Below are 21,280 nucleotides of genomic sequence, written 5' to 3' on the forward strand. Positions count from 1 at the left end.
AGCAATTTGAATAAAATAGTATAATACATGGGTAGTTTTTTAAAGGTTTTAAGAGCGAGTATCGTCATCACTTTAATTATGGTGATATTTCGATTGTTATTTGCAGATTGGAATACCATAACCCTTTATAGAGAACTTCAATTTACAGGTGTTAGCTTTATTTATGCCTTTGTACTTACTTGTGTAAATGCCTATTACAACCAATATATATCAAAGATTTATAGTTGGGACAAGCAGACTCAAAAGCGATTATGGTATGGTGCTTTGGGATCTATCGTCTTAACCATATTCGCATTTGCTGTGGTACGGTGGTTTACAGAAGTGGTACTTTTTGGAATGGATTTTAATAAATTTATCGCCACAGAAAAAGCGGAGTATTACGTAATTGCATTGGTAATCACTTTAATAGTCTCGCTATTTCTACACGCATTCTATTTCTACAAAGCATTACAAGACACCAAGGTTAAAGAGCAAAAAATAATAGCTGGTTCAGCTTCAGCTAAATTCGATGCTTTAAAGAATCAGCTAGATCCTCATTTTTTATTTAATAGCTTAAATGTATTGACCAGTTTAATTGAAGAAGACCCAATACAAGCACAAAAGTTTACCACGTCATTATCTAAAGTATATCGGTATGTGTTGGAACAGAAAAGTAAAAATCTAATTTCTGTAGATGAAGAACTTCAGTTTGCGAAGACCTATGTACGCTTATTGAAAATGCGTTTTGAGGACAGTATTATATTTGAAATTCCTGATAAGGCATTAAATCCTGAGGCCAAAATAGTACCCTTATCACTTCAGTTATTATTAGAAAATGCTGTTAAGCACAACGTGGTAACATCCTCTAAACCATTACATATAAAGATTTATGAGGAAGATAATTATTTATACGTAACCAATAATTTACAAGAGAAGCAAGTTGTGAAAAAGAGCAGCGGTGTAGGCTTACAAAATATACGCCAGCGCTATGCAATTTTAACTAAGAAAGAAATGCAAATCTTTAAAACGGCAAAAGAATTTAAGGTACGTTTACCGATGTTGACCAGTGCAGTTTCGTTTAGGGAAACTCAAGAAACATTTATAAGTTCTAAACGGTATGAGAAGGCAAAGGAGAGGGTAGAGGCTATTAAAGGTTTCTATGGTAATCTTATGGCGTATTGCATTGTAATTCCTGTGTTAGCCTATATAAATTACAGAACAACAAGTTTTACGTGGGTTATTTTTCCGGCACTAGGTTGGGGGTTTGGTTTGTTGGGGCATGGTTTAAAAGCATATGGATACAACCCTCTTTTCGGTAAGAATTGGGAAGAAAAGAAAATTAGGGAGTTCATGGAAAAAGATAACTTCTAATTATTTAAAGCTGAAATGAAATGAAGCTAACTGCAGAGATTAAAGATTCATTAAATACAAGCGTATTGTGCTGGTTAGCGACATCATCTGCTGAGAACATACCTAATGTTTCTCCTAAAGAAATTTTTAGCTATTTTGAAAACGATAGTATTATAGTTGCAAATATTGCATCCCCACAAACCCTTCGTAACATAAAACAGAACAAGAACGTCTGTATTAGCTTTATTGACATATTAAAACAGAAAGGCTTTCAATTGAAAGGAACGGCTGAAATCATTGAGAAATCTTCTTCAGAATTCTCTAGAATGGAAAATATTTTAAAAACGATGACCAAGGGTAAATTTCCGTTTGCAACCATCACAAAAATTAAGGTTAGCGCTACTAAATCCATTATTGCGCCTAAATATCTGTTTTACCCTGAAACAACCGAAGCGGAACAAATTGAAAGTGCCAAGAAAATGTATGGTATTTAATACCTATATAAGCTTGTCCCTTCGAGTGATTTTAAGGTAAAGTGAAACGATAAATTAAAATAGCCTTCTTTACGAAAGTAGGGTGTCGACAACAATTCGTGACACATAAATTCGATGGGAAATCACTGAAATAATCCCAGAGATATATAAACCTACAATTCAGTCACAAAAAGTTACAACTGGGTAGTTCAATTTTTTAAAACCAAGAGTATCTACCGAAATTTGAAGTATAGAAATCAAATAGTAGTAACCTAAATTTAGTTAAAGATGGAATCAAATTTCACAAACGACCAGAATTATAAATATCAAGAAGCAAAAAAAAAGGTAAATGCAATAAAGGGCTTCTACGGAAATGCAATGGCATACTGTATAGTAATACCAGTTCTAGCGTATATTAATTATAGAACTACAGATTTTCCTTGGGCAATATTTCCTGCATTAGGTTGGGGGTTCGGCCTATTGATAAACGGTTTTTGTGCCTACGGATACAGCCCATTGTTCGGAAAGAATTGGGAAGAAAGAAAGATTAAAGAATTCATGCAAGAATCATAACCTATTAAACTGAAGATCATGGATAACACGAAATATTTAAAAGCACGAGAGCGAGTAAACGAAATTAAGATTTTTTACGGAAAGGTATCATCGGCACTATTTACCATTGCTATTGTTGCCTCTATAAACTATTATCTAAATGAATGGCAGTCTCCTTGGTTTCTGTGGGTAGTATTCGGATTAGGAATCAGTTTATTTATAAAAGCAAATAAAATCTTTAACTTGAATCCGTTTATGAACCGGGATTGGGAAGAGCGAAAGATTCAAGAATTTATGAAACAAGAAGAAAATACAAAACGATGGAGTTAAACGAATTTGAACAATCAGATAAATTAGCTAGAGCACAAAAGCAAGTAAAAGAACTAAAGGGATTCTATATTCACCTTTTAGTCTATATATTGGTGAACGCTTTCATATGCACGGTTACCACTATGGCAAGAATGAGTAGCGGTGAATCTTTCAGCGAGGCATTTTTTAACTTAGGAACGCTGTCAACTCCTTTTTTCTGGGGAATAGGTTTGGCGTTCCACGCGGCAAAAGTGTTTAATTATAGTCCGTTCTTTTCAAAAGATTGGGAAGAGCGACAAATAAAGAAATACGTAGAGAAGGAAAAGGAAGAAGCTGATAAGTATAGATAATATGGAACAGAATCAAGGCTTTGATGACCGTAAAGCGATGAAAAATAGTGTATTATCTAAATATGAAAGAGCAAAAATAAAGGTGGCCTCCATAAGGGGTTTTTACTATCACTCCATAGTTTTTATTTTTATAAACCTCATGCTATTCATATTAAGACATAAATTCACTTTTATTCTGATTAATAAAAGTGCGCTCGGTAATCCTGAATTTTTAGAATGGATAGACTGGAATGTATTTGGTACCACCATAGTTTGGGGAATTATTCTTGCTATACATGGTATAAGAGTACTTGGCGAATTTTCGTTACGTGTAAGGATATGGGAAGAACGCCAAATTCAAAAGTATATGAATTCGAATAGCAATTAATAACGTACTGAAAGTAAAGACCAAACCATGAAGACCATAATAATTGAAGATGAAAAGCCTGCCGCTCGTAGATTGAGCAGAATGTTAGAGAGTTTAGATTTGAACGTATCTACCATGCTACACTCGGTCGAAGAGGCAATAAACTGGTTTCAGAATAATGAGCATCCTGACCTTATCTTTTTAGATATTCAATTATCTGACGGACTCTCTTTCGAGATATTTGATGTTATCGAAGTGCATAGTGCCATTATATTTACCACTGCTTTTGATGAATATGCCTTACAGGCCTTTAAATTAAATAGTATTGATTATCTATTAAAACCGATAGATGATGAAGATTTAGAGCAAGCGGTACATAAATATCAAACACGATTTAAATCGAAGACAGAACCCAATAAGATAGCTCTAGATTTTGAGGACATTAAAAAATTATTGGTAAATCCCTTAGAGCGTGAATACAAAAAACGTTTTACAGCTAAAGTGGGGCAACATATAAAAATTATTAACTCTGAGGATGTGGAATGTTTCTACAGTGAAAATAAAGGGACCTATGCCGCTACAAAAGACGGACGAGATTATTTGTTGGATACTACCTTAGAGCAACTTGAAGGTGAGTTAAAACCACAGGTGTTTTTTAGGGTAAGTAGAAAGTTTTTTGTCAATATCGATTATATAAAAGACATTATTTCTTATACAAATTCAAGACTTCAAATTAAACTAAATAATAACCCACAGCTTGAGATAATCGTAAGTAGGGAAAAGGTGAAAGACTTTAAGCTTTGGTTAGAGTAGTTTACTTAAATTTTTGTAAATCCATAAGTTAATCATCTATTGACTTTTCTTCTACATCAATTCTGTTTTCATCAAAAGCAGAAGGCAGTAACTTAGGAATAAGTTTAATGAAAATCGGAAGCAAAATTGCGCCACCAGGTAATATAAAAATAGCCAAAGAGGGTATACTTTTAAAAATATCTATTAGTTGATTTTGTACTTTTTTCTTTTCATCTCGGCTAAGGTCTCTTACGGTAGATTTTGATAATAAAGCGACCAATTCTGCACTTTGGGAAAGCTCTTTATGTAAACGCTTGCTGTTTCTTAAAATTAATTTTTTTACAATTTTTCCCATGCTATCGTAAAATTGATGGGCAAGGTTCTTTTCCTTTAAGTAGGGTATGGTATCAAGGTTTTGCCTAAAGAATTCTGTAACATGCATTATAGATTCAGAAATAAGGTGATTTTCAATTCCTAAATCCTTACCAATCCCAAATATAAATTCAGACTCCGTATAATCTAACGAGTGATCTTCCCAAACGGTCAAACAGGCCATATCTAATAGATATCTATTCTCCCAGGTTTCTTTATTTGCTAGTAACCTATCTCGATAAGAACCATCAAAGGTGTTATCTGCACAATTTATATAAGTCAATGATGAAGCCAATAATTGAGAAAGCTTATTGTCTTTTCTATTTTGTTCTTTCGAACTAAGTGCGTGATATGTTATATTTATAGCTAAATATTCAATTTCCTCAGCCTTAGTTTTTAGGTCCTCAATATTATTTAGGTACCGTTTAAAAAGTAATACATCTACAAATAATAAGGAGTTGGTTATAAGGCTATTAAAAGTTTTGCTGAAAATATTATCTTCAATATAAATTCGAGAGGCCATTAACTTTTCTAGCTTGGCTGAAGTTTTTTTACCAGTAAAAAGTTTACCGAAAAATCCAGAAGTATCAATTTTTAAAACTTCATAGAACTTATAAACCTGCTCTATAAAGTCATTAAAATCACCTCCATCTTTTAGCAGATATGTAAAATAAAGAGCATTAAGCAAATTGATTTTTGCCTTTTCATCTTCAGACAAAATATGTTCAGGATGTATAAAGTCTGGAATTCCAGAATTTAATCCGTACACGAACCCACTCTTTTTCAGTGTATTATACAAGGCGTCAAAATCGGGGAAAGCATTTTGGTGTTTTTGAACGACCGAGCCATACTTTTCTATCCAACCAGAGGCAGACGGGTTCATATCTAAATAAGTTTATGTCTGCAAAGTTAGCTAATTATTGTTTTATGCTAAACGAAATGATATGTATAAAAGGTTACTTCTACGCTAAAGAATAGTTTAACAAGAATCTTTTTATGAAAAAGGTAAAATAGTTGTTTTAATTTTTTTTGGACAAAAATGAACCTTTCGTTTTTTACTGCGTAAGTAAGGGTGATTCTAATCTAAAAAAAAAGGATAATGAAAAAATCAAAATTATTTATGGGACTAGGGGCATTAGCTCTAGTAGGAGTTCTTTTAGTTGCGGCAGATCATATTGATGCGCCAGGCTCTATGGGAACATCGGCAGATATTGCCGATTTTTATGCATTTGAACCGTCACTTGGTTCAGATAACACCGTTTTTGCGGTAGACCTTCAATCTAATGTATTGCCAGATTTGGCCTATGGTACATTCGATGAGAATGTATTGTTAGAAATCAATATCGATAAAGATGGCGATTTGGTAGAAGATTTGGTAATACAAGCGATACCTAGAGATGGTAAAATGTATTTCTTTGGTCCGGTTGCACCAAACGAAACAGGTTTGAACGGAACCGTAATGGTTGATTCACCATTAGGTTCGGTAGATATATCTGCTGAAACAGCGATTGTTGAAACAACAACAAACGGAGTGTCTATTTTTGCAGGTCCACGACAAGATGCTTTTTACTTCGACTTCTTTCAATTTAACGCTGTAATTGGTGGTGAAGCTCCATTGGGTTTTAAACCAGCGGGTGATCCTTCTACTACTGACGATGATGATACGACTGCTGTAGATACTTTCGATGGTGCTAACACCATGTCTATTGTTATTGAAATTCCAAACAGTCTATTAGGAGAAACAACTGCAGTAAACGTTTTGCAATTACCGGTGTACAAAACTTGGGTAACTACAAATGTTAAACAATAATAACCTTATAAAAATAACTAAGATGAAATTTAAAAATATAAAATATACATTTTTATCACTTTGTGCAATAGCCGCTTTAGCTTCTTGTGACAACGACGATGATAATATGCCAATAGTAATGACACCTACTTGTAATGACGGAATAATGAACGGTGATGAAACTGGTATTGATTGTGGAGGTACTTGTACGCCATGTGAAGATGCTATGCAACCTACAATGCCTGATTTTACGGGAACATATGCACAAGTTGATTTTATGGGCAGACCAGGTATCAATACAGTATTGAGTGCAGACGGAGATATCAAAAATTCTCACAACATGTCAATTCCTTCTGAAATGCAGGCAACTTTTCAAGCTGCTTTTGAAGCTAGATTAGAAGCATATCATGATGTTTACGCAACTATTTTAGGAGCCGATCCTGCTGCAGTAAACTTTGAGCCAAATATTTTGGGAGATATATTAAATGGTCCTACTGATGACGGTTATACGAATAACCCTGTAACAGCAACTGTTTTAACTACAGTTTTATCTAATGACGTTCTAGAAGTTGCTCCAAACTTACCTACTACTTATTTCAATGGCGGTAGTGGTGCTCCAAATTACGATGGTGCAGTTGGTTTAACAGGAAGAACTCCCCAAGATGATGTTATTGATGTTTCATTGATATTGTTATTCGGTGGTGGCGATGGTGCTAGATTTAGCGGTCAAGATACCGATAATGATGGTATGGCAGATTTACCAAGATTAACCTCAGATGGCGTTGGGCTAACCGCTACTGTAGGCACTACGTTTCCATACTTGGGTTCACCAGAATAAGAAGTTGCCTTCACCTTACAGATTTTAATTAATTGGTAAGACTGGCACACCCTAATTGCTTATGAAAGAGAAGGGCTAGGGGAGTTGAAAAGCTCCCCTTTTTTTAACAATCCGATTAAAACAAAACCTAATGAAATTAATAAAGCTATTCATAGTATTGATACTTGTATCCTCTTGTGGTACAAAGAATCAGGACACAGTTGCTCAAAAAAATGATTATGACAAGTATTTGGTTTCTAAAGAAGTAGAAACATCATCGAAGTATTTTGAACTTTGGAATTCTAAAATTAGACCCGATAGCATGCAGCTTACCAGTTTTGGTATCGTGGGCGGTGAATACAATCGATATTTCCAACAAACCGGGAATATTGGGTTTTTAAAAAAAGCTGAAAAGAGTCTTAAAAAAGCCGTCGATATAGCCAATATCGGTAAGCCTGGTTATTATAGGGCATTGGCAAGAAATTATATTTCACAGCACCGCTTTAGAGAAGCGTTGAAGTTAGCGGATTCTGCCGCTACCATAGGAGGAGATAAGAGTGAAACACAAAGCTTGTATTTTGATGTTCATATGGAGCTGGGTAACTATCAACTGGCAGAAAAATATCTGGATAGTTTAAAAAATATGTCCGATTTCGGTTATATGATACGTTTAGCGAAATGGAATGATTATAAAGGTGATTTAGACACCACCATAAATTTTATGGAAAGGGCTAGGGCGAAGGCTGAATCAGCAAAAAATAGGGAGTTGATGTTATGGAGTTATACCAATTTAGGCGATTATTATGGCCATGCAGGTAGAATACAAGATTCATACAATCAATATTTAAAAGCTTTAGAAATTGATGCGGATAATGCCTATGCTAAAAAAGGTATTGCTTGGATCGTATTTTCAAATGATAAGAATGCGGTTGAAGCTATTCGAATACTTGATTCAGTAACCAAAACATATAACGCGCCAGACTACTTTTTACTCAAAGCTGAAATAGCAGATTATATGGGTGATGATTTACTTCGCACAAAAAATTTAGACCAATATTTTGCGAGGGTAAATAACGAAATGTACGGTGATATGTATAATGCGTACAATTTGGGATTATATATAGATGAAACTAAGCAGTTCGATAAGGCTATATTATTGGCTCAAACAGAGGTTAATAATAGACCTACACCAGAATCATATAGCTGGTTAGGATATAGTTATCTGAAGAATGGAGAACTTAATAAAGCGGTTGAAGTGATGGATGACCATGTTTATGGCAAAACATTCGAACCTGCATTATTATTCCAAGCTGCTGAAGTGTATAAGGCCAATGGTGAAGAGGAAAAAGTTGCAGCGCTAAAAGGAGAATTAATAGGTGCCCTTTATGAATTAGGGCCCAATATGGAAAAGCAAGTCCATGATCTGTAATTGATTGCCCAATTATTTTCATTTCTGGTTTGTTTTAGGTTGGATTGTTTTTTTTCAGCGCCACGGTTTTTATCGTGGCGTTGTTATTTTTAGGTATTTCATCGAAAATTTAACGTTTTTTATGATTTGTTTAGATGAAATACATATATTTATCGACCAAATACATTTAAAATGCCCCAGCATCTTAAATTATTGAACCAAAAGTAACCAAGTAAACTAATTAGTGTTATGGAATACCTACTCTTTACATTATGGATTAGCTTAATGATTGTATTAGTTGGCAAAGCAGTTTTTGCCTATAGATCACTACAAAGAACACTCCACAGAACAAATAGTTCTATTTAAATCAATTTTCTTAGCAGTACAGGTAGTAAGAGTAAATCAAGTATTAATGCTGTTACCAAAGTTACGCTTATTATCAACCCTATTGTAATGCTAGGTTGGTGAATAGAAAATAGCATAACCATGAATCCAAAAAATAGGATAATAGTAGTTATCACCAAAGCTCTACCGGTTTGAGCAAAAGTTTTTTCAAGGGCAGCCTCTTTATCCAAGCCTTGAGTAATACCTAATTTATACTTTCCTAAAAAATGTATAGTATCGTCAACAGCGATTCCAAATACGATTGCGAACACTACAGATAATGAAGCTTCTAAAGGTATTCCCAAAAATCCTAAAATTCCTCCTGCAAATAGAATAGGTAGAACATTCGGTACAAGAGAAATTAAAAAGATTTTAATATCACGAAAAACAAATGCCATAATTACTCCAATCAATAATAGACCATACAACAGACCTTCTAACAAACTACTCCTAATATATTCTGAGTTTTTGTCTAGTAATATACTTTTACCGGTCACTTTAACCGTAACAAGAGTAGTATCTAGATTAGTTTTTGCAAATCTGTCAATACTGTTATAAACAATTTTTAAGCTATCAGTGCCTACATCTTGTAATTTTCCATTAATACGCGCAACGGTTTCGTCACCATTGATAAACCGAGCCAATTGTTTTCGAGCTAGTTTACGTGTATCTTTTTGATATTTTATAAATGTTACTTTGTCGTTTGGTAAAGTGAAAAATGCAGCATTATTTAAATTATTAGCTTTATTTATAATTTTATACGGCAAATTGGCTGACTGTATATTCCCGATAATTTTAATAGTTTTTAAATAGGTAAGGAGTTTTTCAATTTCCTGAGCAATCTCGAAATCAGTAACCTTATGGCCATCAGTGCTCATTACCGCAATCTCTAAAGGCCTAAAGCCAGCGTAGTTATTTTGAAAATATTCGAAATCTATAGCAATTTCACTTTTTGCTGGTAGGGTCTGTTTAAACTCGTGGTTGGTTTTTATAAGATAAATTCCAAGAAAACAGAATAACGTAAAAATCACGGTACCCCATATAATCTGATTAGGATAATTTTTAGTAAACGTATTTACCTTTAAAAGGTAGTTGACCCAATTTTCAGAAATACTTTTACGTCCGATCAATTTTTTCTCCGGTAGACTTATTAAGAGAGAACCAGTCAATAAAATTACAGTGGTGTAGGCCACTAGAACCCCAATTGCCGCATTAATTCCGAATTCCTGAATACTTACTAGTCTAGAAGAAAGAAGAGTAACAAAACCAACGGCAGTGGTAATAGAGGTAAGTAGGGTAGTCATACCAACCTCTTTTAGTGACGAAATAATTGCGGCATATCTAGAAATACCACTTTGTAATTTTCGAATATAACTATCGGTGAGATGAATAACATCTGAAGTACCTACTATGAGCATTAAAACTGGGTAAAATGCGGCCATGGCATTCAGTTCTTTTCCTAAGGCAGCTAATAATCCCATAAAAAGTAATAATGACATAGCTATCGAAAAAACTGAAATCAAAACTACGGGCATACTCCTATAAACTAATAGAAGAATAATGAAAACTAATATTGAAGCAACAATAGTAGTGGTGAGTACTTCACTTCTTTGCATTTCTACTATGGCTTCATAAAAAAACGCCCTACCTAATATATGATAATTAGTTAAGTCGTGACTTTTTAATGAAGTTCGTATCGTATGTAGTAAAACTTCAGACTGCTTATAATCTAAGTTATCTTCGGTCCGTAAAGCCAGTACCAAAGATTCTCCTTTTTCATCTATTAGGACATTAATGAAAAGGGAATCTTCTTGAATTTTATGCCAATCTTCCTGGTATTGAAGAGAGTCCTTTATATGAACTATTGGTAATGTAGTGTATCCAAAAGAAGTTTTTAAAGGGTAGGAGAGTGTCGTCAAAGAATTACTTTCTAACACATGCTCAAAATCCTTGCTTTCTTGAGAAAATGCCTGAAATTTATTAAGAAAGTCTTTCTGAAAAACATTCGGTTTATTCTCTACTGCAATGAGCAAAAAATTATCATCGGTTCCAAATTCTTCAACATACGAATCATAAAATGCTAAGTCAGGGTCTTCCTCTGGAAAAAATTGACTGAAATCAAATGAAAATTTCAATTCATCCAATTTTGTAGCAGAAAGTACGCCAAAAAGAACGAAAACAACTATGCATATTTTTTTTAGGGAACCTAAATTGGCCTTCATTTAACGGGGCGAAATCTATTTATTTATTTCAAATGCAAATTTACTACTCTCGTGAGTATTTATAGTAAAAGAATATAAATAGAAAATGTTCGTCATTATTAGCTATAAATCCCAATAGGTTTATTTTAAATTAATTTGATAACCTATTTTATAAATCAATGAAATTATCAAGATATAATGTCCAGTCATAATTCGAATATTCAATATCAACACCTTTTGTAGAAGGAATAATTTCGTTGGCTTTCAAAATTTTCTTTATGCCACCTTTGCCACTAAAGTCGCCCCTAAACCAACTGAATAGAGATGTAACTTTAACTATATTGGTTTCACTATTGTATTCACTGGTTTTATCAAGATGTCTCTTTGTACCAATCTTTAATTGCTCTGGTAATCGTTTCCATTCATATATGGCTACTGGTGGGCAATCTTTAGCTCCGCAGTTCAAGGCAAAATGCACATTAAAAACAGGTTTGTTTACCCGCAACTTCCGTTCAAATTTATTCGGAAACCATTTTCTAATATAGCCAAGACCATATTCCCATTGAGATTTTCTAATAAGTCCGTGTTCAATTTTGGCAAACGATACCATTTCGCCGGCTATTTTTATTTGTTCTAATTTGAAAAAAGTGCCGCGATCATCATATAACTCTGGGTTCTTTTGCAAAATAACCTGTATGTAGGCATTGTAGATATTCAACCAAAATGCCAATCGCTTATCATTGGTGTCAAGTGCATTATCTAATTCTTCAATAGAGGTGTTCGCCAATATATCTTGAATTTCTTGAGTATCTTTTTTGTCCATAATTTGCTTTAAAAACGATTCTGACAACTCGTTGAAATCAGTTTTGGTTTTTATATCTACTTTAGCCTGTAGGTTAGTTTTTGCAGAGCAGGATAAAGCAAAAAGCGTAGCGATAAAATATAATTTTAGTTTCATAGGTATGTTTAAGGTTACCTTATCTACGTAAATGTATCCATAAGGTTCATAAATGCTTTGTCGAAATTATCTTTAATTGATTACGCTAACCTTTTTTTTAAATTTACTATGGTTTTAAAACTATTTTCATGAATTTGCGTAGGTAAAACGTAAACCTAAATATTATTTGGGTCGTAGTTTTTACTTTTTATTAACTACGCCTTGCCTATTGCTATGATTAGTATTATAATACCAGTGCATAATGAATTTAAAAACTTGCAACAACTCTTTAAAGTTGGCTGTTTTTTAGAGCATGACAAGCTATTAGAAATTATAGTTGCCGTTTCACCTATGAATTCGGACATGGTGAATTTGCTAGACAATATTCCTAAAGTTAAAATAGTACGATGCAAAAATAAAGGAAGGGCAGCACAAATGAACGAGGCATCTACAATAGCATTGGGTCGTATATTTGTTTTTTTACATGCCGATGTAGTACCGCCAACAGGGTTTATTAATGATATTCTGCATAGTTTACAAAACGGATATGATGCAGGATTTTTCTCTTACCGGTTTGATAAGGATACATGGTATTTACGTATAAATGCTTCTTTTACTGCCAAGGACGGATTGTTTACCGGTGGCGGAGACCAATGTCTTTTTATTAAGAAAGATAGTTTTAATGAATTAGGTGGGTTTAATGAAGATCAAGTTTTAATGGAAGATTTTGAATTTTTCAGTAGAATGAAAAAACAGAAAGTTTCTTATACCATTGTTAAAAATGACCTTTTAGTATCTGCACGTAAGTATGAGTGCAATTCATACCTTCGGGTTAATCTATCTAACCTTCTTTTGGTAATTCTATTTAAACTTGGTTGCCCAGGTGATAAGTTAAAAACCCTTCATAATAAATTGATACGGACCCCATATAATGGTTGAAATAATTAATGGAATTCAGCAAATTGGGATTGGAGTTCAAGATGTCAAAAAAGTCTTTAACTGGTATAGAAAACATTTAGGTTTTGATATTTTACTTTTTGAAGATGAGGCAGTCGCTTCATTAATGACCAAATACACCAATGGTAAGGCAGAAAGAAGAGATGCCTATTTGTCGTTGAATATGGTTGGTGGTGGCGGACTTGAAATTTGGCAGTTTAAAGACCGTATTCCCTCTGCATCTAAAATACCTATCAAGTTTGGCGACTTAGGTATTTATGCTATGAAAATTAGATGTAAGAATCTCTATGATATGCATGCATATCTAAAGCAGTTGATGGTCGATAATTTATCTGAAGTTATAATCTCAGATAAGTATAATTCAAGCTTTTATTTTGATGACCCATTTGGTAACAAGGTGCAAATGGTAGAAGATAGTTATGTGTTTAGTGCTCAACCTACTTATAATGGTGGAGTAATGGGAGCGGTCATTGGTGTAAGTAATATGGAAAGTTCTGTGGATTTTTATAAAAATATGTTAGATTATACGGTTGTTCTTTACGACGGTATAGAAACATTAAACCAAAATTCTAGGAATCGATTTAGAAAAGTAATATTAAAACAAGAACGTAAACACGTCGGTGGTTTCGGAGATTTACTCGGACCTACTCATTTAGAATTAATTCAGGTTATGGAAAGCGTTCCTGTAAAAATTTTTAAAGATAGACTTTGGGGTGATTTAGGATATATTCACCTTTGCTTTGATATTTACGGTATGGCCAGTATTAGGGAAAAGGCAAGAAGGATGAAGCATTCTTTTACTGTAGATAGTTCTAATAGTTTTGATATGGGCGATGCCGCAGGACATTTCAGTTATATTGAAGATCCCGATGGTACGTTAATAGAGTTGGTAGAAACGCATAAAGTACCCATTCTAAAATCTTTAGGTTTATTTCTAAACCTTAAAAATAGAAATCCACGAAAAACTTTACCAAAATGGTTGGTGAAAAGCCTAAGTCTGCATAAAGTAAAGAAAGACCTTTAGGTCTTTAAAAATTTCTATGAACTTTTACTAGTAGTTCTAATTAGCCCTATGCCAGAAAAGAAAAAGATGGCGCCAAGCACACCATAAACAATAAGTTGTTTCGTGGTTCCTGAACTGTTGCCAAATAATATAGCTGTGTAAATAAGTCCGCCAATACCTAACAAGGTCAAAGCGGTGCCAAAAAGTTTCTTTAAATCCATGTACGAAAAATAATAAAAAAAATGGACAGTTTTCAAAACTGTCCATGTATACTATAAATTTTTATTCTCTAGGAGGCAGATACTACACCTAGCGTATATAATTGCTCTAATGTTGGTGATTCACTACCACCTGCTGGTTCTAAAGTAATACCGAATGCTTCAGATTCATTAGGATTGTTAAGGGCGAATATTTTGTTCTCATCCATATCAAAATTCTCAAGTAGCCCCATACTGGTAGGGGTAAGCGGTGAAAGTTTCAAAGACCAGACCTGATAAACAAAACCATCTGGAGGTTCAGGTAATCCCTTGGCATCTATAAATACTTTTTTATTTTCTTTGTTCCAATACGCTTTAGCATAAGAAGTAGGTGAAATATCTTGACCACCTAATGGTACAACGCTTATATTCTTATCTCTAATAGAACTTAAAAGTTCCTGCGTTTTTTCTAATGAAGAATCTGAATCAGCTATCTCCTGCTCTAAATTAAAATTTTGTTGTTCTACAACTTGAATTTCAGATTTTAATTCTTGATTTTGCTGATACAGCCAGAACATGCCAATTGCCAGTAAAACCGAAGCTGCCCAACCAACATAAGTTGATATTGGTACACCTCGTTTATCATTGATTGAAATGATTTTAACATCATTATTGATTCTGTCCATGATAGATTTAAAGGAATACTTTAAACCTGGCGAAGCTTTTTTAGACAAAGTTAAAATAGAAGCTTCTATAGCTTCAATTTCTTTCTGTATTTCTGGATATTCTTTTGCATAGTTAGCTATTTCCAGATTTTCCTTATCTGAAAGTATACCAGCTATATAGAGCTCTAAAATTCCTGATGCTATGTATTCTTGTACATCCATGCTACTTACTTTCCATATTCTCCCTTAATTGGGAAATGCAACTTCTATTACGTGTTTTCACCGTTCCTATAGGAATATCTAATTCTTCTGCAGCGTCTTTTTGAGTGTATCCTCTAAAATATAATAGTTCAATGATCTGAACACATTTTTCTTTTAGATTTTTAACAAGATTCCTCAATCCATTCGTATCTACATTAGAACTTTCCTCTTCTTCCTTGTTCTGCAAAATACCTACGAAGTAATCGGCCGAAAGGTTCTTTTTTTCATTTTTATACGACCTACTGCGTATTTCGTCGATGGCGGCATTTCTTGCGATATTCAGAATCCATGTAAAAAATCTTCCTTTAGATGAGTTGTAGCTTTCAGAATTGTTCCAGATTTTTATAAATACATCTTGACAGATTTCTTGGGCAATACTATCATTTTTTACAATGGTATTGATAACACCACAGATGTTATCGGCATACATGCCATATAACTTCTCAAAAGCTGAAGGGTCTTTCTTTTTGAATTGTTCAACCAATAGGTCTAATTGCATATGGAAAATTTATAGTCAGTTAAAAATAAAAAAAGCTGTTTTTAGAACAGCTTTTATAGAATATATTTTTAATCCTATTGAATTAAACCCGCACAACTAATTCGCGCACCGGCAGCTCCGCTTGGTTGTGAAGTGAAATCATCGGCTCCTTGGTGTACAATAAGTCCTTTTCCAACTATATTTTTGTTCTCATCATCACAACCAATACACCATTGGTCAGTAGAAAATTCAACAGTAGCAGTACCATCAGATTCTGCCGTAAAATTACCGATATCTCCCTTATGATATCCTTTTGCATCACCCCATTTACCATGTGGCTCATTTGTTGGGTTCCAATGCCCACCAGTTGATGAACCATCTGCTGCAGAGCAATCTGCAGTTTGGTGAATATGAATAGCATGTTCACCTTCTGTAAGTCCAGTAAATGTAGCGGTCATGGTAACTATTCCATCGTTCTCAACGAAACTTACTTCTCCAGATACCTCACTATCACTTTTCGGTTCCATTAGCATAGAAATACGATTCGTCGTAACTACTTCTGCTACTTTTTCCATTTCGCTATCCATCTCGGTATTCACTTTGTCTGCTTCCTTCTTTGCATCTTTGCAGTTGTAAAAACCTACCACCGTTAGAGCAAGAACTAATATTTTAATATTTTTCATTGTGTATGTATTTGTTAATTATAATTCAAATTAATCATTTAAACTGCTAATTTCAAATGAACTATTGATATACGTTATTCTTTAAATGCTTAAAGTTAAAAATGAACTGTAAATAAAACTCCTTCCTTATTAAAAACTTGATTTACAAAGTTAGTTGTTTTTTTGAAGTAAAACTTCTGCTTGTAAAGCGACTTCGCTCCAAGTTTTACTTATCCCATCTTTACCAGTGTGTAAAACTTCGCACGCTTTATTAATAGACGCTACAGCATCCATTGCATTCCAGTTTTCAAGGTTCATAATACCACTAAAAGTAATTTTAGTATCTCCATCCATCTCGTATGAAAGTGGAATATTCTGTGTTTCGCCATTTAAGGTAATGTCAATAGAACTTTTGTCGTTTTCAACTTTGAATACACCTGATATCAATTCAGTATTTTTCATCACTCCGAAGAAAAATTCCAAAATTTTCGGATCTCTGGTTCCTGTAGCATCATTAGTAAATAAGCTACTTACAGGTATACTGAATTCTGTACCGTTTAAGGCATCCATAGCCGTATCGCCACTACTGGTTTTCGTGAAATTTATTTTCTCGAATTTTCCACCAACAGGAACCTTGTCTGTTGTCTTATAGGCAGTAAAACTCACTTTTGTTGAATCTTGCACAATACTGAACATTTCAGAGGACTCACTTGTCGCTTCAAGATTAGTTGATTCTTGACCTTTTTTTGCCTCTTTACAACTAATAAAAAAAATTAATAATGCACTAGCGAAAGTAAAAGCTATTTTTTTCATGATAAGGTGTTTTGTTTATAAAATAAAGTTACTCCTTCTTTTTAAAAATGCCTCTTAAATCGGGGTTATAAAACAGCCCAACTTGCAAACGGTCAAAATCAGTATTTCTAAAATGATTTTTTAAATAGCCGAATTGCATACTTAAGTTATCGGTGACATTAACGCCAATGGCCGCATACAAACGATTTTGGCCAAATGCTTCATTTTGAAGATTGATAAAAATTTCATCGTAAAAGTTCAGAAAGAAAATATCTGTTAACGGAACGGTCATTTGAAGTCTATATCTAGCTCGGTGTAAGGTATTGCTTGTACCAGTGTAATTATTTTGCACAAAGCGTTGTTCCAATCGATATCGGTGTTCAAATTTAAATTCCCAGACTTTATTCTTTAGTATAAACTGTTCAAAAAGCCGGTGCTCAGAAATAGAATTATTGGAAATCAAAATATCACCAGCAATAATATCAAACTCCGTATAGCTCGGGTCAGTTTCTATAAAACCATAACCCAATGTTACAATAGCATCTGGGTTAATGTGATAGTTAACACCCGTTCTCAATAACAGTTGATTAAAGTTCGATGCTATTTCATAGTATCTAAACTGTGCTTCGGTATGTAGGCTCCAATTATCGGCTATCTTATTGGTGCCAAAATACATAAACCAACTACCTAATTCATCTTCACCTGTTACTTCGTTTTGGGCATTTGTAGTAAATATTGTAGTAAATACTACTACTAAGAAAAAAACCTTCCTCATTATTTGTCCTCTTGTGTATTAGTTTAATTTAAAAACTTCCGTCTCTTTAAACGGTGATAGTTCTAAACTTTCCATCGATGTTTGATACGAATTCCAATCTGTAGAAAAGAACGAATTAGTTTTCTCTAAAGCTGATTCTAAATCATCTTTTGCAAATTGCATTAATTGTTTTTCGGTAACTGTCATACCTGTTTTTCGCGAACCAACATAACCTCTGGCTATTTGTAAACGCTGCATAACGGTCATTTCTTTATTACGTGTAATTCCTTGACGTTTATCGTCTTTACCCATAAAAATGGCAGTAACAGAATCTATTTTCTTCACAATCTCCTTTGATGCATCAATCTGTTCTTTAAACTTTTTCTCATCCTTCTTTTTCAAGTCTTTTTGAAATTGTTCAGCTGTCTCTTTACTTTGCGCTAATTGCTGTACAGCATCAGCAGCTTTTTGCATGTATGATTCTAAAACCTTTCCGTTTACATATGCTTCTTTAATACCTGTTGTAGATACATCTAAACGCGGGTCAGATTTTATGGTAATTTGAGTTTCTTCTGTTAAATCTCCATAAAGCATTTTTATGGTGTACTTCCCAGGTTGCACATCTACACCACCAGATTCGTTCTTTTTAGTCTGAACTTTTCTTGTAGGCCTATCGGCTCCTTTTTCATCCATTCCCCAGAAAATTCTATGGAACCCGGCTTTTTCTGGAGTCTTATATTTTAAAGTGCGAATTAGTCTATCTCCTTCATAAAAATCAAATTGTACAGAATCTTTCTTTTGAACTCCCGTTAATTCAACTTTTTCTGTTTTTTCTTCAGAACTATCTTCGGCGGCATCCTCTTTTTTGTCGTCAGCATCTTTTTCTTTTTTGGTATCCTTCTTACCCTCTTTAAGGTAATACGTAATCATAGCGCCCGATTTTCTGTTCTCTCCTTGGTACAAAGCATCACCACCAAAACGGCTTCCTGTTGGTTGTTGGTAAGAAGCTTGATAAGCGGTTGGCGGAGTGAATAATTCAATGTCTTTATTTAGAATAGTTTTATCCGATGCCAATGCGCGTAACGGACGAATATCGTCTAATACCCAAGCAGCTCTACCAAACGTGCCAATAACCAAATCATGTTCCCTAGGGTGAATTGCTAAATCTTTGGTAGAAACAGTTGGAAAACCTTCCGTCCATTTTTGCCATTTTTCCCCGGCATTAAAAGAAATATACAATCCGTCATCAGTACCCAAGAATACTAAATTCGGATTCTCGGGGTCTTCAATAATCGAAAGCGCGTAGCTTTTAACATCAGTAGCATCAACAATTCTTGTCCACGTTTTACCGTAGTCTTTGGTTCGATATGCAAATGGGGTATAGTTAAATCTTCTGTAATCATTGGCAATTAAAAGTGCTTCGCCTTTATTACGTGTAGATGCTTTTATTTGTGGAATCCAGCTTCCTTTTGGCAACCCTTTAATATTGGCGGTTACTTCTGTCCAAGTTTGGCCACCATTTTGGGTATAGTGTACGCGACCGTCATCAGACCCTGTCCAAAGCATATCCTTTTCAACCGTAGATGGTTCTATGACCAATATGGTGGTATGGTTTTCTGCCCCTGTGGCATCCATAGAAAGACCACCGCTTTCGCTTTGTTTTTGCTTTTCTGGGTCGTTAGTGGTCAAATCTGGAGAAATCACCTTCCATGATAATCCTTTATCCGAACTTTTATGCACGAACTGACTACCAAAATATATGGTACTGTTATCAAAAGGATCTTGGCTAATGGCCGAATTCCAGTTAAAACGGAGTTCCGTAGTAGCATCTGGTGGAGTAGGGCGCACAATGTAATTATCGCCTGTTAGATAATCAAAACGTTGTACGTAGCCTTGTTGGCTCATCGTGTAACCATATCTAGAATCTACTGGGTCGGGCACTACATCGAACCCGTCACCGAAACTGATTTCTTGCCAGTAGCTGTTTCGAATACCTTGTGCCTTCCATACATAGGCAGGGCCTCTCCAAGAGCCATTGTCTTGCATTCCCCCATATACATTATAAGGATATTCGTTATCCGTAGCTATGTGATAAAATTGGGCAACAGGAAGGTTACCGATAAATCGCCATGTTTTTCCACCATCTTTAGAAATGTTGAGTCCACCATCATTACCATCCATCATAAATTGACCATTTTCTGGGTGAATCCAAAACGCATGGTGGTCTGGGTGTACCCCGTTATCCACGCCATAGGCAGGCATTAATTCAGAGAAGTTTTTTCCTCCATCTTGTGATACGTTAACGTAAGTGAAAACAGAAAAAACCCTATTTTCATTTTCAGGATCTACATAGATTTCAGAATAATAAAAAGGTCTGTTACCAATATCATCTTTGTCATTAATTTTTTCCCATTTAAAACCACCATCTTCAGATTTATATAGCGCGTTCTTTTTGGCCTCAATTAAAGCATAAACAATATTAGGTTTTCCAGGAGCTATGGCAATACCGATTCTACCTAGGTCACCTTTGGGCAAGCCATCTTCTTCGGTCAATTTTTTCCAATTCTTGCCACCGTCATGGGTCATATATAAACCACTACCTGAACCACCAGAGTTAAAGAACCATGGATCACGCTTGTGTTCCCACATAGCAGCTATTAATTTGTTCGGATTGGTGGGGTCCATAATAAGGTCTGCAACCCCCGTTTTATTATTTACAAAAAGTATTTTTTCCCAAGTTTCGCCACCATCGGTAGTTTTAAAGACTCCACGTTCAGGATGTTCGCCCCAAGGGGATCCAATAGCTCCAACATAAACGGTGTTTGGGTTCATTGGGTCGATTTTTATACGGTGAATGTGTCTTGTCTTTTCTAGACCCATCGATTTCCAAGTTTTACCGCCATCTAACGATTTGTACACGCCGTAGCCACCATTTAAACTATTTCTAGGATTACCTTCACCTGTACCTGCCCAGATTACGGACGGATTACTTTGTTGAATGGCAACTGCACCGATTGAAGCGGTAACTTCTTTATCGAAAATTGGATCCCATTTTATACCACCAGAAGTAGATTTCCATAATCCGCCAGAAGCGGTACCTACATACATAATATCAGGATTGTCATTTACCACATCAATAGCCGTTACACGACCGCTCATGCCACCAGGACCAATGTTTCGGGGTTTCAGGTCCTGAACTAGGTCCATTTTAAATTCTTGGGCGGTTACGAAAAACGATGCGAAAAGCACCAATAGGGAGAGTAAACTTCTTGTCATTTTTTGGTTTGTTAGTTATGTGCTTAAATATACTAGAAAAGGATGGGTAGATTTCTTAAAGTGGTGTTAAGACAAGGATACAAAAACTGATTTGGCGTAACTAGAATGCAATCAACACACCGAAGTTGATTGGCAATCAGGTTTTTAGAATTAAAGAATGATAAAATTAAATATAT

General features: G+C 34.7%; 22 protein-coding genes. 12 read left to right on the forward strand and 10 right to left on the reverse strand.

Annotated elements, in window-relative coordinates:
* The first annotated feature begins 27 nt into the window (after nucleotides 1-27).
* The 7 genes from BMY56_RS01835 (at nucleotide 28) to BMY56_RS01865 (ending at nucleotide 4,172) form a co-directional block, all read left to right on the forward strand.
* Nucleotides 28-1,350, forward strand: coding sequence for a 2TM domain-containing protein (locus tag BMY56_RS01835; protein ID WP_091619156.1), 1,323 nt, complete (start codon nucleotides 28-30; stop codon nucleotides 1,348-1,350).
* Between the two features lie 20 nt (nucleotides 1,351-1,370).
* Nucleotides 1,371-1,823, forward strand: coding sequence for a pyridoxamine 5'-phosphate oxidase family protein (locus BMY56_RS01840; protein WP_091619158.1), 453 nt, complete (start codon nucleotides 1,371-1,373; stop codon nucleotides 1,821-1,823).
* A gap of 267 nt (nucleotides 1,824-2,090) precedes the next feature.
* On the forward strand, nucleotides 2,091-2,375 hold the full coding sequence (locus BMY56_RS01845; protein WP_091619160.1) for a 2TM domain-containing protein: 285 nt from the start codon (nucleotides 2,091-2,093) through the stop codon (nucleotides 2,373-2,375).
* Nucleotides 2,376-2,393: 18 nt separating this feature from the next.
* Complete coding sequence (locus tag BMY56_RS01850) at nucleotides 2,394-2,684, forward strand: 2TM domain-containing protein (protein ID WP_091619162.1); 291 nt, start codon at nucleotides 2,394-2,396, stop codon at nucleotides 2,682-2,684.
* A complete protein-coding gene (locus tag BMY56_RS01855; protein ID WP_079513674.1) occupies nucleotides 2,675-3,013 on the forward strand; it encodes a 2TM domain-containing protein in 339 nt (112 codons plus the stop codon). Before BMY56_RS01850 ends, BMY56_RS01855 begins: the two co-directional genes overlap by 10 nt.
* A 1-nt stretch (nucleotide 3,014) precedes the next feature.
* The gene (locus BMY56_RS01860; protein WP_091619164.1) at nucleotides 3,015-3,380 is read left to right on the forward strand and encodes a 2TM domain-containing protein; all 366 of its coding nucleotides are present in this window, start codon (nucleotides 3,015-3,017) and stop codon (nucleotides 3,378-3,380) included.
* Nucleotides 3,381-3,407: 27 nt separating this feature from the next.
* Nucleotides 3,408-4,172: a LytR/AlgR family response regulator transcription factor gene (locus tag BMY56_RS01865; RefSeq protein ID WP_091619167.1), complete on the forward strand. Its 765-nt coding sequence runs from the start codon at nucleotides 3,408-3,410 to the stop codon at nucleotides 4,170-4,172.
* 28 nt (nucleotides 4,173-4,200) lie between these two features.
* Here BMY56_RS01865 and BMY56_RS01870 read toward each other — a convergent pair whose 3' ends face one another.
* Nucleotides 4,201-5,406: an LETM1-related biofilm-associated protein gene (locus BMY56_RS01870; RefSeq protein WP_091619169.1), complete on the reverse strand. Its 1,206-nt coding sequence runs from the start codon at nucleotides 5,404-5,406 to the stop codon at nucleotides 4,201-4,203.
* A gap of 216 nt (nucleotides 5,407-5,622) precedes the next feature.
* On the opposite strand from BMY56_RS01870, the gene BMY56_RS01875 reads away from it, so the two are divergent.
* The 3 genes from BMY56_RS01875 (at nucleotide 5,623) to BMY56_RS01885 (ending at nucleotide 8,558) form a co-directional block, all read left to right on the forward strand.
* Nucleotides 5,623-6,333, forward strand: a complete 711-nt coding sequence (locus BMY56_RS01875) for a DUF4331 family protein (RefSeq protein ID WP_091619171.1) — start codon at nucleotides 5,623-5,625, stop codon at nucleotides 6,331-6,333.
* A gap of 22 nt (nucleotides 6,334-6,355) precedes the next feature.
* Nucleotides 6,356-7,150, forward strand: a complete 795-nt coding sequence (locus BMY56_RS01880; protein ID WP_091620045.1) for a DUF4331 family protein — start codon at nucleotides 6,356-6,358, stop codon at nucleotides 7,148-7,150.
* A gap of 130 nt (nucleotides 7,151-7,280) precedes the next feature.
* Nucleotides 7,281-8,558 carry a tetratricopeptide repeat protein gene (locus BMY56_RS01885; protein ID WP_091619173.1) on the forward strand — a complete coding sequence of 426 codons (1,278 nt, stop codon included), beginning with the start codon at nucleotides 7,281-7,283 and terminating at the stop codon, nucleotides 8,556-8,558.
* 341 nt (nucleotides 8,559-8,899) lie between these two features.
* On the opposite strand, the gene BMY56_RS01890 is transcribed toward BMY56_RS01885, so the two are convergent.
* Complete coding sequence (locus BMY56_RS01890; protein ID WP_177170904.1) at nucleotides 8,900-11,056, reverse strand: efflux RND transporter permease subunit; 2,157 nt, start codon at nucleotides 11,054-11,056, stop codon at nucleotides 8,900-8,902.
* Nucleotides 11,057-11,291: 235 nt separating this feature from the next.
* Nucleotides 11,292-12,080, reverse strand: a complete 789-nt coding sequence (locus tag BMY56_RS01895; protein WP_091619177.1) for a DUF547 domain-containing protein — start codon at nucleotides 12,078-12,080, stop codon at nucleotides 11,292-11,294.
* Between the two features lie 213 nt (nucleotides 12,081-12,293).
* On the opposite strand from BMY56_RS01895, the gene BMY56_RS01900 reads away from it, so the two are divergent.
* Nucleotides 12,294-12,998 (forward strand): glycosyltransferase, encoded by a 705-nt coding sequence (locus tag BMY56_RS01900; RefSeq protein ID WP_091619179.1) that lies wholly within the window; start codon nucleotides 12,294-12,296, stop codon nucleotides 12,996-12,998.
* Entirely contained in the window at nucleotides 12,991-14,040 is a 1,050-nt protein-coding gene (locus tag BMY56_RS01905) for a VOC family protein (protein WP_091619181.1), read from the forward strand. Before BMY56_RS01900 ends, BMY56_RS01905 begins: the two co-directional genes overlap by 8 nt.
* Before the next feature lie 14 nt (nucleotides 14,041-14,054).
* On the opposite strand, the gene BMY56_RS01910 is transcribed toward BMY56_RS01905, so the two are convergent.
* From BMY56_RS01910 to BMY56_RS01940, 7 genes are all read right to left on the reverse strand, one after another.
* The gene (locus BMY56_RS01910; RefSeq protein ID WP_091619183.1) at nucleotides 14,055-14,240 is read right to left on the reverse strand and encodes a hypothetical protein; all 186 of its coding nucleotides are present in this window, start codon (nucleotides 14,238-14,240) and stop codon (nucleotides 14,055-14,057) included.
* Nucleotides 14,241-14,308: 68 nt separating this feature from the next.
* Complete coding sequence (locus BMY56_RS01915) at nucleotides 14,309-15,103, reverse strand: anti-sigma factor (protein WP_091619185.1); 795 nt, start codon at nucleotides 15,101-15,103, stop codon at nucleotides 14,309-14,311.
* A gap of 1 nt (nucleotide 15,104) precedes the next feature.
* Complete coding sequence (locus BMY56_RS01920) at nucleotides 15,105-15,641, reverse strand: RNA polymerase sigma factor (RefSeq protein WP_091619187.1); 537 nt, start codon at nucleotides 15,639-15,641, stop codon at nucleotides 15,105-15,107.
* Nucleotides 15,642-15,715: 74 nt separating this feature from the next.
* On the reverse strand, nucleotides 15,716-16,303 hold the full coding sequence (locus tag BMY56_RS01925; protein ID WP_091619189.1) for a superoxide dismutase family protein: 588 nt from the start codon (nucleotides 16,301-16,303) through the stop codon (nucleotides 15,716-15,718).
* Between the two features lie 150 nt (nucleotides 16,304-16,453).
* Complete coding sequence (locus tag BMY56_RS01930) at nucleotides 16,454-17,095, reverse strand: YceI family protein (protein WP_091619191.1); 642 nt, start codon at nucleotides 17,093-17,095, stop codon at nucleotides 16,454-16,456.
* Nucleotides 17,096-17,123: 28 nt separating this feature from the next.
* A complete protein-coding gene (locus BMY56_RS01935; protein WP_091619194.1) occupies nucleotides 17,124-17,849 on the reverse strand; it encodes a DUF2490 domain-containing protein in 726 nt (241 codons plus the stop codon).
* 18 nt (nucleotides 17,850-17,867) lie between these two features.
* Nucleotides 17,868-21,104: a WD40/YVTN/BNR-like repeat-containing protein gene (locus BMY56_RS01940; protein WP_245737118.1), complete on the reverse strand. Its 3,237-nt coding sequence runs from the start codon at nucleotides 21,102-21,104 to the stop codon at nucleotides 17,868-17,870.
* Nucleotides 21,105-21,280 lie beyond the last annotated feature (176 nt).

Source organism: Maribacter orientalis, from assembly GCF_900109345.1.
Taxonomy (GTDB): Bacteria; Bacteroidota; Bacteroidia; order Flavobacteriales; family Flavobacteriaceae; genus Maribacter; species Maribacter orientalis.